Below are 17253 nucleotides of genomic sequence, written 5' to 3' on the forward strand. Positions count from 1 at the left end.
CTCCGTCACCGACCGCCAGAATACCCCAAACGTCCCCGCGTTGCCAACGCTCTGCCGGACCGCTATCTGCGTCGCCAAATCCCACGCCTTTCTAGACACGGAGCCCGGCACCCTCATGGCCGTCCAGTACACCTATGTGATGAAGGGTCTGTCGAAGACCTTCCCGGGGGCCGCGAAGCCCGTCCTCAACAACATCCACCTGCAGTTCATTCCGTCGGCCAAGATCGCGATCATCGGCCCCAACGGGTCGGGCAAGTCGACGCTGATGAAGATCATGGCGGGCATGGACCCCGATTTCACCGGCGAGGCCTGGGCCGCCGAGGGCGTTAATGTCGGCTATCTCGCACAGGAGCCGCAGCTCGATCCGACTAAGGACGTCATGGGCAACGTCAAGGACGGCGTGCGCCCGATCGCCGACCTGGTCGATCGCTTCAACGCGATCTCGGCCGAGATGGGCGATCCCAAGGACGATACCGACTTCGACGCGCTGATGGAAGAAATGGGCGATCTCCAGGCCAAGATCGACGCGGTCGACGGCTGGTCGCTCGACAGCCAGCTCGAACAGGCGATGGAAGCCCTGCGTTGCCCGCCGGGCGATTCCTCGGTCGACAATCTGTCGGGTGGCGAGAAGCGTCGCGTCGCACTCTGCAAGCTGTTGCTGGAGAAGCCGCAGATCCTGCTGCTCGACGAGCCGACCAACCATCTCGACGCCGAAAGTGTGTCGTGGCTGGAGAACTACCTCAAGGAATATACCGGCAACGTCATCCTCGTGACGCATGACCGCTACTTCCTCGACAACGTCGTTAACTGGGTGCTCGAGCTCGATCGCGGCCGCTACTACACCTATGAGAGCAACTACTCCGGTTATTTGGAGAAGAAGGCACTGCGCCTCAGCCAGGAGGAGCGCGAGGAGCAGGGCAAGCAGAAGGCGATCGCCGACGAGCTCGCCTGGATGCGCCAGACCCCCAAGGCCCGCCAGACCAAGTCCAAGGCGCGTATCCGCGCGTTCGACGAGCTGATGGAGAAGCAGGAGAACCGCGTCGCCGGCAAGGCCGCGATCCTGATTCAGCTGCCCGCACGCCTCGGCGGCAAGGTGATCGAGGCCAAGGGTCTGACCAAGTCGTACGGCGACAAATTGCTGTTCGACGGCCTGGACTTCACGCTGCCGCCGGGCGGCATCGTCGGCGTGATCGGCCCCAACGGCGCGGGCAAGTCGACGCTGTTCAAGCTCATCACCGGCCAGGAAACCCCGGACGAGGGCACGATTGAGGTCGGCTCGACCGTCAAGCTCGGCTATGTCGACCAGAGCCGCGACGATCTCGATCCGAACAAGAACGTCTGGCAGGAAATCTCCGACGAGCTTGAGATTTTCCGTTTCGGCAAGCAGGAGATGGGCACGCGTGCCTATGTCGGCGCGTTCAACTTCCGCGGGCAGGATCAGCAGAAGAAGGTCGGCCAGCTTTCGGGCGGTGAACGCAACCGCGTCCACATGGCCAAGATGCTCAAGGAGGGTGGCAACGTCCTCCTGCTCGACGAGCCGACCAACGATCTCGACGTCGAGACGCTGCGCGCGCTCGAAGAGGCGCTGGAGACCTTCGCGGGTTGCGCGGTGGTGATCAGCCATGACCGCTTCTTCCTCGATCGCCTCGCGACGCACATCCTCGCGTTCGAGGGCGACAGCCATGTCGAGTGGTTCGAGGGCAATTATGCGTCGTATGAGGAAGACAAGCGCCGTCGCCTCGGCGACGCCGCCGATCGTCCGACGCGGCTCGCCTACAAGAAGCTCACGCGCTGAGCGAGGAGTAGCGCCTCGGCCAGGCTCCCGGCGGCGCGCCGCCGGGAGCGGGCCCGTGCACGCGATCTGCCGGAACGCTGATGTTGCCGGCCAGCCGTCGCTCGGCTAGCTCAGCCTCATGGACGTACGGACCCTCTACGACCGAAATGGCTACGCGCTCGTGCCAGGGCTTCTCGCTCCCGAAGTTGCCAATGCGTTCTTGCACCGGCTCGACGAGGATATGACCGCGGCGGGGACCCCGCTGGGGTCGCGGACGCAGGGGTCGGCGTTGCTCAGCCGCGAAGCCATCGAGGTCTATGGCTATCACTATCCGCCGATGTTGGGCCTTCTCTGGGGCCTGACGCCGTTCGTGGCGGACGCGCTGGGGCGCGACCTGTTGCCGTCGTACAGCTATTTCCGCATCTACCGCGAGGGCGACATCTGCCGCGTCCATACCGATCGGCCGTCGTGCGAACATAGCTTGTCGTTGACGCTCGATTACAGCGACGGGGTGCCGTGGCCGCTCGACATCGGCACCGGTCACATCGCGGTCCCGCAGCCGGTCGTCACCGAGGGATTCGACGCCGACGCCTTTGTCGCAACCGAAATGATGCCCGGGGACGGCATACTCTACCAAGGCGTGCATCGCCGCCATGGACGCGTCACGCCGAACCCCAATGGCTGGTCCGCGCACCTGTTCCTGCACTGGGTCGAGCGGGGCGGACGCTATGCCGAGTTCGCCTTCGACGGGAACAGCCGGTCGACGCGCCCACTGGACCTGGTGCTCGCGCCGTCAGCCTGACGGAAGAAGGCTGGCGTGCTTCAGCGCCGCGTCGACGGCGGCGCGGGACACTTCAGACGCCGGCGTCATCGGCAACCGCAGCGTGCCTGGGAATCCTTCGCGCATCTTGGTCATCGCGTATTTGACCGGACCGGGCGACGCGTCGGTGAACAGCGCGTCGTGCAGCGGGTAGAGCCGGTCTTGATACCCGAGCGCCTTGACGAAATCGCCCGCCTGGCACGCCGCCTGGAACTCCGCGCATAGCCGCGGCGCGACGTTGGCGCTGACCGAGATGCAGCCCACCCCGCCCATCGCGTTGAACGCGAGCGCGAGATCGTCGTTGCCCGAGAGCTGCACGAAGTCCGCGCCGCAGGCGGCGCGATGCTGCGACACGCGTGCCAGCACGCCGCTGGCATCCTTCACCCCGACGAAGATCGCTGGATAGGCCGCGACGATCCGTTCGAGCGTTGCCGGCTGGATGTCGGTGACGGTGCGCGACGGCACGTTGTAGAGGATGATCGGCAACGGCGCGCTCTCGCCCAGCGCGGCGAAATGCTGGAAGATGCCCTCCTGGCCCGGACGATTGTAATAGGGTGGCACCATCAGCACGGCATCGGCACCGGCATCCTTCGCGGCGCGCAAATTGTTCGCGGCGACGCGGGTGTCGTTCGAGCCTGCGCCGGCGATCACCGGCACGCGGCCCCGCGCCTGGTCGACGCAGACGCGGACGACGTGGAAATGCTCGTCGTACGACAGCGTCGCGGCTTCGCCCGTCGTGCCGCAGGCAACCAATCCCGACGAGCCTTCGGCGATCTGCCATTCGATGAAGTCGCGATAGGCGGGCTCGTCGAAGCTGCGGTCGGAGGCGAACGGCGTGACGAGCGCGGGGATGGAACCGGTAAACATGGAGGGAGGTGCGATCCTGTTGCGCTGAGGGTCTGGTTTTCGGGATTTCGTTCAGGACAGATACGGGTTGCGGCGGTATGATGTCCACATGGTAGCTTCTGCGTTGAAATCGAGCATTCTCCTGGCCGTGGCGGCCGGAACCATCTCGGCGTCGGGAGCCGGGCAGGATCAGCTCGACCGCTATCGCACGCAGATGACGAATATGGGGCCGCAGGCGGAGGCGCCGGTTGCCCCGAACACCGCCGACGGCGCGATCGCCTCCGCCATCGCCCAGTGGCGTGCTCTGCAGCAGACCGATGCGCTGCCATTCGACAGCTATGCCGGGTTCGTGATGGCGCATCCCGGCTGGCCCAACGAAACCGCGAACCGCCGCGCCGCGGAGCGCCAGGCTGCGACCGGCGCACCGGGCAGCGTCGTCGCCTATTTTCGCCGTTATCCGCCGCTGTCGGCGTCGGGCGGGCTTGCCTATGCCCGCGCGCTGATGGCGACCGGCGCGCGCGACCAGGCCTATATGGCGGCACGCACCGCGTGGCGTTCGCCCGGGCTCAGCGCGTCGGACGAGGCGGCTGTGACGATGGGCTTCCCGGGCGCGCTGACTCCCGACGATCAGGATGCGCGAATGGACGCGCTGCTGTGGGCCGGCCAGACGGGCGCAGCGCAGCGCCAACTCGCCTATGTCAGTCCGGGCCGCCGCCCGGTGTTCGTGGCGCGGCTCGCGTTTCGCACCAACGCGCCGAACGCATCGGATCTGTCGGCGTCGACGCAGGAACTGTATCGCAACGACGCCGGCTATGTCGCGGACCGCGCGATCTGGCTGCGCAATTCGGGCGCGAGCCCCAGCGCGCGCGCGTGGCTGGCACGGCCGCGGTCGCTGACCACGCGTCCCGCCAACGCCGGGGAATGGTATGAGGTGCTGGCCACCAACGCGCGTGGCGCGACGGCGGATTCGCAGTGGCAGACCGCCTATGACATCGCGCGGCAGATCGACGATGCCTATCCTGCGGGCACCGACGTCTCGACCAAATCCTATGCCGAGCGCGACGAATATACCAACCTTGCCTGGCTAGGCGGGCAGGCGGCATTAAAGCAGCTGCGCCGGCCGGCGGACGCGATGACGCTGTTCGACCGCTATGCACGCGGCTCGCGCGCGCCGCAGGTCCGCGCCAAGGGTTATTATTGGGCGGGCCGTGCCGCCGAGGCGGCCGCTTTGTCGCCGCAGGCCGCTGCGTTCTACGGGCAGGCGGCGGGGTACCGCGATCAATTCTACGGCCAGCTCGCGATCGAGCGCACCGGCGGGCGGCTGGCCGCGCCGCCGGCGATCCCGTCGGTCGCGATCCCGCCCGCGGTCCGCGCCGCGTTCGACGCGCGCGAGACGGTGCGCGCGGTGAAGTTCCTCGGCCGGATCGGCGACTGGCAGGATCAGACCGCGTTCGTCCGGCAGATCGCCGCCGATGCGACCACCGAGACCGACCACCGGCTTGCCGATGAACTGTCGCGCGCGATCAACCGGCCCGATCTGGGCGTGATGGTCGGCCGCAGCGCGATGACCAACGGCCTCAGCGACTATTCGGCGATGGGCTTCCCGACTGTCCCGGTGCCTGCAGGCTACGAGAGCAACTGGACGATGATCCACGCGATCTCGCGCCAGGAAAGCCAGTTCGATCGCGCCGCGGTCAGCCATGCAGGTGCGCGCGGGCTGATGCAGCTGATGCCGGGCACCGCGCGGGAGCAATCGGGCAAGATTGGGCTCGCTTACTCACAGGCGGCGCTGACCACCGATCCGAACATGTCGATCATGCTGGGGTCGAGTTACTTCCAGCGTGTCTACGCCAATTACGGCAGCTATCCGCTCGCGGTCGCGGCGTATAACGCCGGCGGCGGCAACGTGAACAAATGGCTGCGCGCCAACGGCGACCCGCGCACCGGCGCCGTCGACATGGTCGACTGGATCGAGGCGATCCCGTTCCAGGAGACGCGCAACTATGTGCAGCGCGTGCTCGAGAATGCGGTGGTGTACGACCTGCTCAATCCGCCGCGGTCGACCAGCCGGGGGGCGGCGAAGCTGTCCTGGTATCTCGGCAAGAACCGGCCGGGTTGACCTGTCCTCCCATTGCCTCAGCCTTCGTTGGGGTGACGGGTTGGGCTAATGATCTCGCATGGACCGCCCGAACTACATCACGCCTGCCGGCTATGCGACTTTGCGTACCGAGTATGAGCAGCTGCTCAGCCATGAGCGCCCCGCGCTGGTCGAAGTGATCTCGTGGGCCGCGGGCAACGGCGACCGATCCGAAAACGGCGATTACATTTATGGCCGCAAACGGCTGCGCGAGATCGACCGGCGGCTTGGCTGGCTGTCGAAGCGGATGAAGGCGGCGAAGGTCGTCGATCCGGCCGCGCAGGAAGACCGCAGCAGGATCTGGTTCGGGGCCTGCGTGACCGTTGCGGACGACAATGATGCCGAGCGCGTGCTGACCCTGGTCGGCGACGACGAGACCGATGCGGGCGCAGGGCGGATCGGCTGGAACTCGCCGTTCGCGCGCGCGCTGCGCGGCGCGGGGGTCGGCGACGTGCGCCGAGTCGACCTGCCGGCTGGCGAGCGTCATTATGAGGTGATCGCGATCGGCTATCCCGTGGACGCTGGCACGGCGGACCGCTAGCGTCGCGGCCATGACCCAGATCACGACCCGCAACGTCGCCTTGCTAATCGACGCCGACAACGCCTCCGCCGCCACGCTCGACCCCGTCCTGACGGTGCTTGCCGAACTCGGCACGGTCAACGTGCGCCGTGTCTATGGCAACTGGTCGAAGCCCGCGCTCAAGGCGTGGCGCGACATGTCGATCAAGCACGGCATCGAGCCGCAGCAGCAGTTCGACCTGACCAAGGGCAAGAACGCGACCGACATGAAGATGACGATCGACGCGATGGACCTGCTGTTCCGCGGGCGGATCGACGGGTTCGGGATCATGTCGTCGGACAGCGACTTCATGCCGCTGGCGACGCGCATCCGCCAGGACGGCGTGCCGGTCTATGGCTTTGGCACCAGCCGTACGCCCGAGGGGTTTCGCCAGGCGTGCACGCGTTTCATCGACGTCGGCGCGCTCGACGACGAGTCCGAGCCGGTCCCCTTGCCGCTGCCGCCGTCGATCATCGGATCGGCGCCCGCGGCGCGGGTCGCGGCACCGCGCCACAAGCCAAAACAGGAGATCGGCGCCGACGTCATCAAGCTGCTGATCGACGCCTATGGGGCCAGCAAGCGCGACGAGCGCGGTTATGTCAGCCTGTCGGCGATGGGCCAGCTCGCGGGCAACCGATCGAGCTTCGACACCCGCAACTACGGCTATTCGCGGCTGCAGGATCTGATCGCGATGATCCCCAATTTCCAGTCCGAGACGCGCGAAGGCGGTCGTGTGTTCGTCAAGCGGTTGCGCTAAGCACTCTCGACTGCTTGCGCAGGGTGACGGGGCCGGTGGGGCGGTTCACGCGGCACCTTCCCCTAACCCCCTTGCGCGCCTACATCGCCGGGATGTCGCGTCCAAAGCCCCCCACATTCGAGAAGACCAAGATCGTCGCCGAAAACCGGCGCGCGCGGTATGATTATTACATCGAGCAGGTGTTCGAGGCGGGCATCGCGCTGACCGGCACCGAGGTGAAGGCGCTGCGTGGCGGAGAGGGATCGATCGCTGAGGCCTATGCCGAGGTGAAGGGCAGCACCGTTCAGCTGGTCAATTCGAACATCCCCGAATTCAGCCACGGCAACCGCTTCAACCACGAGCCCAAGCGGCCCCGGAAGCTGCTGCTGCACGAACGCGAGATCAACAAGATGCACGGCGCCGTCGCGCGCCAGGGCATGACGTTGGTGCCGTTGATGATCTACTTCAATTCCAAGGGCCGTGCGAAGGTCGAACTTGCGCTCGCCAAGGGCAAGCAGAACCACGACAAGCGCGATTCGGTGAAGGAACAGGACTGGAAGCGCGAACAGGGCCGCATCATGCGGGATCGCGGCTGAGCCGATGACCGCGCCGGCAATGACGGGGTGGCAACGCTTCGCCGCGTGGAGCAAGCGCAATCTGCCGACGCGTGAATCGATGGAGCGCAACCGGCTGCTGCGCCCGGTCGCGCATCGCGTGCTCGCGCCCGAATTGTGGCGCTTTACCCGCCGGTCGGTGCCGCGCGGGGTCGCGCTGGGCATGGTCGCCGGCATCCTGGTCCCCGTTGCGCAGACCGCAGTCGCGGCGCTGTTCGCGCTGCCGTTCCGCGCCAACGTGCCGACCGCCGCGCTGACGACCTTCGTGACGAACCCGCTGACCACGCCACCGATCTGGGTGCTCGCCTATTGGATAGGGCGGTGGCTGTTGCGCCTCGACGCTCACGTCCCTGGCCAGCCGGTGGCCGATGCCGCCGCGCAGACGGGTTGGATCCCGTGGCTGATGCAGGCCGGCCCGGCGACCGCGCTGGGGCTGATCGTGATCGCCGTGGTCTCGGCGGTGGCGGGCTATGCGCTCAGCGCGCTGGGCTGGCGCATCTGGATCGCGCGGAAATGGCGGCATCGGCACCGTGGTGGGGTCCAGAACGGTCTATAATCCCTTCTTTGCGGGGGACGATTGTGGATTACGGCAAACCCAATCCTCGAATTGACGAACCGTGTTATCGGCGTAGAACACGGCGCATTCCGATTTCAGTCCGAGGTTCTTTGATGCGCACGCCGATCCTGACCGTACTTCTGCTCGCCTCTACCGTCTCGACGATCGCGATCGCCCAGACGACCCAGCACACGACCCAGCACACGGCCCAGCAAACGGCCCAGCAAACCGCCAACCCGACGACCACGGTCGCGCAGGCTGCCACCGGCCCCGTGGCTGCCAAGGACGCCAGCAAACCGCAAATCGGCGATTTCGGCTTCGACATGGCAGGCCGTGACCTGACCGTGACGCCGGGTACCGACTTCTTCGATTACACCAACGGGGGATGGGTGAAGGCGACGCCGATCCCGCAGGACCGCTCGTCCTACGGCATGTTCCACGTCCTCCAGGACCTGTCGCTTGCGCGCACGCGTACGATCCTCGACGCCGCGGCGAAGACGCCGAACGACAAGGTCGGCGTGTTCTATACAAGCTTCATGGACCAGGCTGCGATCGACGCGAAGGGCGCCGCGCCCGTCAAGCCGTGGCTGGCGGCGCTCAAGGCCACCAAGGACAAGGCCGCGCTGGCGACCGAGATCGCCCGGCTGCAACGCCAGGGGGCAGGGGGCCTGGTCGGCGTCGGCGTCGGGCAGGACGACAAGGATCCGACCAACTACGCGGTCAGCTTCGGCCAGAGCGGCCTGGGCCTTCCCGACCGCGATTATTATCTGAAGGACGACGCCAAGCTCGCCACCGTGCGTACCGCGTACCAGGCGTATCTGGCGCAGATGCTGACGCTCGCCGGTGAACCGAATGCCGCGACGCGTGCCGCGGCGGTGTTCGGGATGGAGAAGGCGCTGGCGACCGCGCATTGGACGCGCATCGAGAGCCGCGACGCGGACAAGACTTACAACAAATGGACCGCCGCGGACTTCGCCGCGAAGGCGCCGGGCTTCCCCTGGGCGCAGTATATGACCGCGATGGGTGTCGCCGGTCGTCCGTTCTACATCGTCGCGCAGCCGAGCGCGCTGACCGGCGAGGCCAAGGTCTATGCCGATACGCCGCTCGCCGTGCTGCAGGATTTCGCCGCGCTGAAGGTGCTGCGCTCGTTCGCGCCGTATCTCTCGAGCGACTTCGACAAGACCAATTTCGCCTTCTACGGCACCACGTTGTCGGGCACGCCCGAGCAGCAGCCGCGCTGGAAGCGCGGCGTGTCGACGGTGTCGGGTGCGATGGGCGAGGCGATCGGCCAGCAATATGTCGCGCAGTACTTCCCGCCAGAGGCAAAGGCGACCGCCGACCAGCTGGTGAAGAACGTCATCGCCGCGATGGGCGACCGCTTGCGCAACCTCGCCTGGATGGCGCCCGAAACCAAGACCAAGGCACTCGCCAAGCTCGCCGCGTTCACGCCGAAGATCGGCTATCCCGATAAATGGCGCGACTATTCGGCGCTGCAAGTCCAGCCCGGCGACCTGGTCGGCAACGTCGCGCGCGCCAACGCGTTCGAATATGATCGCGACCTCAAGAAGCTGGGCCAGCCGATCGACCGCGGCGAATGGTTCATGACGCCGATGACGATCAACGCCTATGCGAACCCGACGATGAACGAGGTCGTGTTCCCGGCGGCGATCCTGCAGCCACCGTTCTTCGATCCGAAGGCCGACCCTGCGGTCAATTATGGCGGCATCGGCGCGGTGATCGGCCACGAGATCAGCCATCATTTCGACGACCAGGGCCGCAAATACGACCTCAACGGCAAGCTCACCGACTGGTGGACCGCGAAGGACGTCGCGCAGTTCAAGGTCTTCACCGACGCGCTGGTCAAGCAGTACGACGCGTACGAACCGCTGCCCGGCCAGCACATCCAGGGCGGCCTGACGCTCGGCGAGAACATCGCCGATCTCGCCGGCCTGACGGTGGCGTACGACGCCTATCACAAGTCGCTCGGTGGCAAGCCAGCGCCGATCATCGACGGCACCACCGGCGACCAGCGCTTCTATTACGGGTGGGCCGGCGTGTGGCGCACCAAGTTCCGCGACGCGGCGCTGCAGCAGGCACTGCTGTCGGATCCGCATTCGCCGGGGCATCAGCGCGTGCTGACGGTCCGCAACCTCGATCCCTGGTACGCCGCGTTCGGCGCCAAGCCGGGTGAGAAGAGCTACCTCGCCCCCGAAGCGCGCGTCCGCATCTGGTAAGCCTCACGCGCATGCCGCTCAGCATGCACCACCCCGGCGAAGGCCGGGCCCATTTGGGGGACAGAGGTAACCAGGCACGGTCCGCTGTTACATCTGCCTTCCCAACTGGACCCCGGCCTCGCCGGGGAAGTGGTGCCGGCCGACCCGGCGCACGACAAATATTCAGGAGAACCCCATGAAGTCCCTCATCGCCGCGAGCCTGCTCGCCGCCACCGCCATCGTAGGCGTCACCGCCGCAACGTCGCAAAGCTCCACCGCCAAGAGCACCGGCGCGCAATACGGCACATTCGGCTTCGACGAGAAGGGCATGGATCGTACCGTCCAGCCCGGTGACAATTTCTATCTCTACGCCAACGGCACCTGGGCGAAGACCACGCCGATCCCCGCGGACAAGGCGAATTACGGCGCGTTCAACTTCCTGTCGGACCTGTCGGAAAGCCGCACCCGCGGTATCCTCGACACCGCCGCCAAGGATCCGAACTCGAAGATCGGCCGCGCCTACGCCACCTTCCTCGATCGCCCCGCGATCGACGCGAAGGGTCTCGCCCCGATCCAGCCCTGGCTCACCAAGGTGAAGGGTGCGACGCGCGCAACCTATCCCGCGCTGGCCGCCGAAGCCTCGCGCGCCGGTATCGGCGGCCCGTTCGGCGCCTATGTTGGCCAGGACGACAAGCAGCCTGAGGTTTATGCGCTGTCACTCGGCCAGTCGGGCCTCGGCCTGCCCGACCGCGACTATTACCTCGGCACCGACGCGAAGCTCGTCGAGACCAAGGCGGCGTATCAGGCGCACATCGCCAAGATGCTGACGCTGGCGGCCGAGCCTAACGCCGCCGCCCGCGCCGCTGCGCTGGTCGCGTTCGAGACCGAGATCGCCCGCGTCAGCTGGACCCGCGTCGACAGCCGCGACGCCACCAAGACCTACAACAAGATGTCCGTCGCCGACCTCGCAAAGGCCGTGCCGGGCTTCGACTTCGCCACCTATTTCAAGGGCGTCGGCGCGCCCGTCGATACGCTGATCGTGGCGCAGCCGAGCGCGATCGCCGGTATCGCCAAGCTCGTCGCCGCGGCCCCGATCGGCGTGCTGCAGGATCAGCTGATCCTGCGCTCGCTCGACGGCTATGCCGACGTGCTGCCGAAGGCGTTCGACGACGAACAGTTCGCGTTCAACGGCACCGTCCTGTCGGGCACGCCCGAGCAGGAAGCCCGCTGGAAGCGCGGCGTGCAGTTCACCAGCGGCGCGCTCGGCGACGAGGTCAGCAAGCTCTACGTCGCGCAATATTTCCCCCCCGAGACCAAAGCTGCGGCCGACACGCTCGTCAAGAACGTGCTCGCCGCGATGGGCAAGCGGATCGACACGCTCGAGTGGATGGCGCCCGAAACCAAGGTCAAGGCGCACGCCAAGCTGGCCGCCTTCACCCCGAAGATCGGCTATCCGAGCCAGTGGAAAAGCTACGACAACCTGACGATCACGGCAGGCGACGCGTTCGGCAACGAATGGCGCGCGAACGAATGGGCGCATCAGGACAATGTCGGCCATCTCGGCAAGCCGCTGCAGCGTTGGGAATGGGGCATGACCCCGATGACGGTGAACGCCTATGCCAATTTCGGCATGGTCGAGATCGTGTTCCCGGCCGCGATCCTGCAGCCGCCGTTCTTCGATCCGAAGGCCGATCCTGCGGTCAATTATGGCGGCATCGGCGCTGTGATCGGCCACGAACTCAGCCATCATTTCGACGACCAGGGCGCGAAGTATGATGCCAAGGGCCAGTTGACCGACTGGTGGACGCCCAAGGACGTCGCCAACTTCAACGCCCTGACCGGCAAGCTCGGCGCGCAATATGACGCATACGAGCCGCTGCCGGGCCTGCACGTGAAGGGCCAGTTGACGATGGGCGAGAACATCGCCGATCTGGCGGGCCTGACGGTCGCGTACGACGCCTATCACAAGGCGCTCGGCGGCAAGACGCCGGCGGTGATCGACGGGTTCTCGGGCGACCAGCGCTTCTATCTCGGCTGGGCGCAGGTTTGGCGCCGCAGCTACCGGGAGGCGAACCTGCGCCAGCGGTTGCTGACGGATCCGCACTCGCCGTCCGAGCAGCGCGCGTCAGTCGTGCGCAACCTCGACCCCTGGTACGCGGCCTACAAGCCGACGCCCGGGCAGAAGCTGTTCCTCACGCCCGAACAGCGCGTGCGGATCTGGTAAGGGTGGACATGCGGGCTCCTGTTCTCCCGCGAAAGCGGGGGTCCAGACGCCACGGATGCTGCCCCCTGTAACCCTGGACTCCCGCCTTCGCGGGAGAACGGGGGCAGCCGCTCGGCGCCGATCGCACCCATATCCGCCGATCCCGCTTGACGCTTCGCCCTTCGACATCGGAAGACCGTGGCGATGGCCTCCTTACCCCAGATCGATCGGACTCCCGTCCGTACCGCCGCGCTGATCGCCGGGGCCGCGGCGATTACGGCCGCGGTGCTCGTGCTGGTGATGGTGCAGAGCATCGTCGCCGCGGCGGGGTTCCTGGCCGCCGGGATCATCGTCGGCGGCGCGGTGATCGCGTGGCGGACGATCGGGGCGACGGAAGGCGCGACGCCGCGCGCGATCGACTGGGATTTCGCCCGGACCGTTACCGAAGCCAGCACCGATGCGGTCGCGGTCACCGATCGCGCCGGCAGACTGGTGTGTGCCAATGACGCTTATGAACGCGTGTTCGGCGGCTTTCCGACGCCGCCGGGCCTGCCGCTCGACGACGCCGGTATCGCCGCGCTGAGCGATGCCGGGCGTACGGCATGGCGCGACGGGTTCGCGCGCGCGGACCGCATTCCCGCTCCCGGCATTCAGCTGTCCGCGCTCGTCGCCCGGGCGGGCGACGATGCGGACATGCTCGTCTGGCGGTTCGTGACCGCGCAGGAACACGACCTGATCGAAACCGCGAACACGCTGATTACCGGGCCGACCGGCGACCGGCTCGGCGGCAGCGGCATCATGATCGCGCTGATCGCGCCCGACGGTCGCGTGCGTTCCGCCAACCGCGTGCTCCGCGTCCGCGCGCTCGGCGACGATACCGGGCAGGTCGAAGGCCGCGATTTCGCACGGTTCCTGATCACCGACAGCCGTGGCCTTGTCCGCTTCGAGCGCGAAGGGCTGGCGGGCACGCCGCTCCGCGTCCTGCAGGTGCCGTTCGTCGAGGGTGACGACGCCCCGGTGCTGGTGATCCTGCTCGACGACGAGGAGAACGCGCCGGCGATCGGCGCGAACGCGGCGGCGCATGTCCGCAGCCTCGTCAGCCTGATGCCGTTCGGCATGGCGCTGGTCGACCGCGAGGGGCGCTTCCAGCAGATGAACGACGCGTTTCTGCGTGCCGCCGGGGTCAACGCGGTCGCGCCGCCGCTCTATCCGGGCGATCTGGTGGTGCGCGAGGACAAGGCCGCGGTGGCCGACGCGATCCGCCGCTTCGCGAGCGGTGCGACGCATTCGACCGACATGGCGGTCCGGCTGAAGGATCATCCCGACGAACCCGTCGCGCTGACCATCGCCGGCGCGCGCGGCCTGGGCGACGCGGCGGTCCTGCTGAGTCTCAAGGACAATAGCGAGGAATCGCGGCTGAAGCGCGAGGTCGCGCAGGCCACCAAGATGCAGGCGGTCGGCCAGCTCGCCGGCGGAGTCGCGCACGACTTCAACAACATCCTGACCGCGATCATCGGCCACTGCGACCTGATGATGATGCGCCATTCGCCCGGCGACAGCGATTACGACGACATCCAGCAGATCCGCACCAACTCCAACCGTGCCGCCAGCCTGACGCGCCAGCTGCTAGCGTTCAGCCGCCAGCAGACGCTGCGCCCGCAGATCCTGCAGCTGCCCGACGTCGTCTCGGAGGTCTCCAACCTGCTGAAGCGCCTGATGGGCGAGAATGTCCGCCTGGACATGACCCATGGCCGCAACCTGGGCCCAGTGCGCGCCGATCCAGGCCAGCTGGAACAGGTCGTCGTCAACCTGGCGGTCAACGCGCGCGACGCGATCCTCGCGGCCGATCCGCGCGGCGGCGGCACGCTGTCGATCAGCACGCGCGCGATATCGTCGGCGGATGTGCGGCAATTGGGCTCCGACATCCTGCCGGTCGCCGATTATACCGCGCTGGTCGTCCACGACACCGGCGCGGGCATCGCGCCCGAGATCTTGCCGAAAATCTTCGAACCCTTCTTCACCACCAAGGAATTCGGCAAGGGGACGGGGCTAGGCCTGTCGACCGTCTATGGCATCGTCAAACAGTCGGGCGGCTATATCTTCGCCGATTCGAAGCCGGGGCAGGGCGCGACCTTCACCATGTACCTGCCGGTCCACGCCGCGCCCGCGGCGCCGCGGCTCGCAGCCCCAAAGCCCGCTACCAAGCCGGCCGACCTGTGGGGTACAGGCACTATCCTGCTGGTCGAGGACGAGGACATGGTCCGCTCGGTCGCCGAGCGCGCGCTGACGCGGCAGGGCTATAGCGTGCTGACCGCGGAAAATGGCGAGATCGGGCTTCAGGTGCTGGAAAAGAACGGTCGCCCCGACCTGCTGATCAGCGACGTGGTGATGCCGACGATGGACGGCCCGACGATGGTCCGCCGCGCACGCGAGAAATATCCCGACCTGCCCGTGCTGTTCATGTCGGGCTATGCCGAGGAACAGCTGCGCCGGTCGATCGACCTCGACAATGTCGCGTTCCTGCCAAAGCCGTTTTCGGTCCAGCAACTCGCCGAAGCGGCACGGGACGTGCTGGCCGGGCGGTGAATCGAACAACTTGTTGGCGTTGCGCAACAATCGCGATTAGGGAAAGCCAATGACCGCATTGCCGCAGATTCTGATCGTCGAAGACGAACCCCTGATCGCCATGATGCTCGAGGATTTCCTTGAGGTGTTGGACAAGGGCGTCGCGGGCAGCGTCGACACGGTCGCCGGCGCGCTCGCGCGGATCGAGGCGGGCGGCGTCGACGGCGCGATCCTGGACGTCAACCTCCGCGGCGGCGAGAACAGCACCGCGGTCGCCGAGGCGCTCGCCGACCGCGGCGTCCCGTTCGTGTTCGCGACCGGCGGCGGCGACGACGGTGTCGACCCGCGGTTCCGCGATCGGCCGCGGCTGCAGAAGCCGTTCACGATGGACGGCGTCGCGAAGGCGCTTGAGGGGCTGTAAACTAATTCGCTCTCCACAGGGGGAGCGAAATCGACGCAACACTCTTGCGTCGGAACCTCGTCTCGCGACATAGGCGTGCGCCATGACCCGCACATTCGACAAATCCCGGCTTCCGAGCCGTCACGTCTCCGTCGGCCCCGAGCGCGCCCCGCACCGCAGCTATTATTACGCAATGGGCCTGAACGAGGAGGAAATCGCACGGCCCTTCGTCGCGCTCGCCTCTGCCGGCAACAACTCCGCCCCCTGCAACACCACGCTCGATGCGCAGGCCGACGCCGCGCAGAAGGGCGTGATCCAGGGCGGCGGCATGCCGCGCCGCTTCAACACCATCACCGTCACCGATGGCATCGCGATGGGCCATCAGGGCATGAAGTCGAGCCTCGTCAGCCGCGAAGTCATCGCCGATTCGGTCGAACTCAGCGTCCGCGGCCATTGCTACGACGCGATCGTCGCCTTCGCCGGCTGCGACAAGTCGCTCCCCGGCATGATGATGGCGATGCTCCGCCTCAACGTCCCCGGCATCTTCGTCTATGGCGGCTCGATCATGCCCGGCCGCTACCAGGACCGCGACGTCACCGTGGTCGACGTGTTCGAGGTGGTCGGCAAATACGCCGCTGGCGCCTGCCCGTTGTCCGAGGTCCACGCGCTCGAGAAAGTCGCCTGTCCCGGCCACGGCGCGTGCGGCGGTCAGTACACCGCCAACACCATGGCCTGCGTCGCCGAGGCGATCGGCTTGTCGCTGCCCAATTCCAACATGGTCCCCGCGCCCTACAGCACGCGCGAGCAGATCGCCGTCGCAGCCGGCGCGCAGGTCATGGAATGCCTCGCCGACAATCTCCGCCCGCGCGACATCTGCACGCGCGAAGCCTTCATCAACGCCGCGCGCGTCGTGGCGGCGACCGGCGGCTCGACCAACGCCGCGCTGCACCTGCCCGCGATGGCGAGCGAGGCCGGCATCGACTTCGACCTGTTCGACGTCGCCGAGATCTTCAAGACCACGCCCTACATTGCCGATCTCAAGCCCGGCGGTAAGTATGTCGCCAAGGACATGTACGAGGCCGGCGGCGTCTACATGCTGATGAAGACGATGCTCGGCGGCGGCCTGCTCGACGGCAACTGCAAGACCGTGACCGGCAAGACGCTCGGCGAGAATATCGACCAGGTGACGTGGAACCCCGACCAGAAGGTCATCTACGACATCGCCACCCCGCTCAGCCCGACCGGCGGCGTCGTGGGCCTGCGCGGCAGCCTCGCGCCCGACGGCGCGATCGTGAAGGTTGCCGGTCTCCACCGCCTGCAGTTCGCCGGCCCGGCGCGCGTGTTCGACTGCGAGGAGGATTGCTTCGCCGCGGTCGAGAACCGCCTGATCAACGAAGGCGAGGTCATCGTCATCCGCTACGAAGGGCCCAAGGGCGGTCCCGGCATGCGCGAGATGCTGTCGACCACCGCCGCGCTCTACGGCCTGGGGATGGGCGAGAGCGTCGCGTTGATCACCGACGGGCGTTTCTCGGGCGGCACGCGCGGCTTCTGCATCGGCCATGTGGGGCCGGAGGCGGCCGATGGCGGCCCGATCGCGCTGGTCGAGGACGGCGACATCATCCGCATCGACGCCGAGGCGGGCACGATCGACCTCGACGTCGCCGACGACGTGATGGCCGAGCGCCGCAAGACCTGGGTACCGCGCGCCAACGATTACCAGTCGGGCGCATTGTGGCGCTATGCGAAGACGGTGGGTCCGGCCTACAAGGGCGCGGTCACCCATCCCGGAGCCGCTGCCGAAACCCATGTCTACGCGGATATCTAGCGCGG

13 protein-coding genes are annotated in these 17253 nt (G+C 67.0%); 12 read left to right on the forward strand and 1 reads right to left on the reverse strand.

Translation table 11 applies throughout. The features are described 5' to 3' along the window. Nucleotides 1–115 precede the first annotated feature (115 nt). Nucleotides 116–1795 carry an energy-dependent translational throttle protein EttA gene (ettA, locus tag U1701_RS13445; RefSeq protein WP_332783081.1) on the forward strand — a complete coding sequence of 560 codons (1680 nt, stop codon included), beginning with the start codon at nt 116–118 and terminating at the stop codon, nt 1793–1795. A gap of 118 nt (nt 1796–1913) precedes the next feature. Beyond that, nucleotides 1914–2576, forward strand: coding sequence for a hypothetical protein (locus tag U1701_RS13450; RefSeq protein WP_332783082.1), 663 nt, complete (start codon nt 1914–1916; stop codon nt 2574–2576). Here U1701_RS13450 and dapA read toward each other — a convergent pair. Continuing rightward, complete coding sequence (gene dapA, locus U1701_RS13455) at nt 2568–3461, reverse strand: 4-hydroxy-tetrahydrodipicolinate synthase (protein WP_332783083.1); 894 nt, start codon at nt 3459–3461, stop codon at nt 2568–2570. The two genes, U1701_RS13450 and dapA, sit on opposite strands and share 9 nt — an antisense overlap. An 88-nt stretch (nt 3462–3549) precedes the next feature. Here dapA and U1701_RS13460 point away from each other — a divergent pair, with 88 nt between their 5' ends. The 10 genes from U1701_RS13460 to ilvD all read left to right on the forward strand — a co-directional run bounded on the left by U1701_RS13460 (nt 3550) and on the right by ilvD (nt 17248). Next, nucleotides 3550–5559, forward strand: a complete 2010-nt coding sequence (locus U1701_RS13460) for a lytic transglycosylase domain-containing protein (protein ID WP_332783084.1) — start codon at nt 3550–3552, stop codon at nt 5557–5559. A gap of 58 nt (nt 5560–5617) precedes the next feature. Further along, nucleotides 5618–6118, forward strand: a complete 501-nt coding sequence (gene greB, locus U1701_RS13465) for a transcription elongation factor GreB (RefSeq protein ID WP_332783085.1) — start codon at nt 5618–5620, stop codon at nt 6116–6118. A gap of 10 nt (nt 6119–6128) precedes the next feature. After that, on the forward strand, nt 6129–6893 hold the full coding sequence (locus U1701_RS13470) for an NYN domain-containing protein (RefSeq protein WP_332783086.1): 765 nt from the start codon (nt 6129–6131) through the stop codon (nt 6891–6893). 92 nt (nt 6894–6985) lie between these two features. Then, complete coding sequence (gene smpB / locus U1701_RS13475) at nt 6986–7468, forward strand: SsrA-binding protein SmpB (RefSeq protein ID WP_332783087.1); 483 nt, start codon at nt 6986–6988, stop codon at nt 7466–7468. 4 nt (nt 7469–7472) lie between these two features. Beyond that, nucleotides 7473–8042: a DUF2062 domain-containing protein gene (locus tag U1701_RS13480; RefSeq protein WP_332783088.1), complete on the forward strand. Its 570-nt coding sequence runs from the start codon at nt 7473–7475 to the stop codon at nt 8040–8042. A 113-nt stretch (nt 8043–8155) separates the two neighbouring features. Continuing rightward, nucleotides 8156–10276, forward strand: coding sequence for a M13 family metallopeptidase (locus U1701_RS13485; protein ID WP_332783089.1), 2121 nt, complete (start codon nt 8156–8158; stop codon nt 10274–10276). Nucleotides 10277–10451: 175 nt separating this feature from the next. Further along, a complete protein-coding gene (locus U1701_RS13490) occupies nt 10452–12479 on the forward strand; it encodes a M13 family metallopeptidase (RefSeq protein WP_332783090.1) in 2028 nt (675 codons plus the stop codon). 183 nt (nt 12480–12662) lie between these two features. Continuing rightward, nucleotides 12663–15044 (forward strand): hybrid sensor histidine kinase/response regulator, encoded by a 2382-nt coding sequence (locus U1701_RS13495; protein ID WP_332783091.1) that lies wholly within the window; start codon nt 12663–12665, stop codon nt 15042–15044. A gap of 49 nt (nt 15045–15093) precedes the next feature. Further along, nucleotides 15094–15444 (forward strand): response regulator, encoded by a 351-nt coding sequence (locus tag U1701_RS13500; protein WP_332783092.1) that lies wholly within the window; start codon nt 15094–15096, stop codon nt 15442–15444. An 82-nt stretch (nt 15445–15526) separates the two neighbouring features. Continuing rightward, nucleotides 15527–17248: a dihydroxy-acid dehydratase gene (ilvD, locus tag U1701_RS13505; protein WP_332783093.1), complete on the forward strand. Its 1722-nt coding sequence runs from the start codon at nt 15527–15529 to the stop codon at nt 17246–17248. The last annotated feature ends 5 nt before the right edge of the window (nt 17249–17253 follow it).

Source organism: Sphingomonas rhamnosi (assembly GCF_036663615.1).
Taxonomy (GTDB): domain Bacteria; phylum Pseudomonadota; class Alphaproteobacteria; order Sphingomonadales; family Sphingomonadaceae; genus Sphingomonas.

Excerpts from the sequence above, each read along its gene's own strand:
- ettA (WP_332783081.1), top strand. The coding sequence starts at position 116 with ATGGCCGTCCAGTACACCTATGTGATGAAGGGTCTGTCGAAGACCTTC.
- U1701_RS13450 (WP_332783082.1), top strand. The coding sequence starts at position 1,914 with ATGGACGTACGGACCCTCTACGACCGAAATGGCTACGCGCTCGTGCCA.
- dapA (WP_332783083.1), bottom strand. The coding sequence starts at position 3,461 with ATGTTTACCGGTTCCATCCCCGCGCTCGTCACGCCGTTCGCCTCCGAC.
- U1701_RS13460 (WP_332783084.1), top strand. The coding sequence starts at position 3,550 with ATGGTAGCTTCTGCGTTGAAATCGAGCATTCTCCTGGCCGTGGCGGCC.
- greB (WP_332783085.1), top strand. The coding sequence starts at position 5,618 with ATGGACCGCCCGAACTACATCACGCCTGCCGGCTATGCGACTTTGCGT.
- U1701_RS13470 (WP_332783086.1), top strand. The coding sequence starts at position 6,129 with ATGACCCAGATCACGACCCGCAACGTCGCCTTGCTAATCGACGCCGAC.
- smpB (WP_332783087.1), top strand. The coding sequence starts at position 6,986 with ATGTCGCGTCCAAAGCCCCCCACATTCGAGAAGACCAAGATCGTCGCC.
- U1701_RS13480 (WP_332783088.1), top strand. The coding sequence starts at position 7,473 with ATGACCGCGCCGGCAATGACGGGGTGGCAACGCTTCGCCGCGTGGAGC.
- U1701_RS13485 (WP_332783089.1), top strand. The coding sequence starts at position 8,156 with ATGCGCACGCCGATCCTGACCGTACTTCTGCTCGCCTCTACCGTCTCG.
- U1701_RS13490 (WP_332783090.1), top strand. The coding sequence starts at position 10,452 with ATGAAGTCCCTCATCGCCGCGAGCCTGCTCGCCGCCACCGCCATCGTA.
- U1701_RS13495 (WP_332783091.1), top strand. The coding sequence starts at position 12,663 with ATGGCCTCCTTACCCCAGATCGATCGGACTCCCGTCCGTACCGCCGCG.
- U1701_RS13500 (WP_332783092.1), top strand. The coding sequence starts at position 15,094 with ATGACCGCATTGCCGCAGATTCTGATCGTCGAAGACGAACCCCTGATC.
- ilvD (WP_332783093.1), top strand. The coding sequence starts at position 15,527 with ATGACCCGCACATTCGACAAATCCCGGCTTCCGAGCCGTCACGTCTCC.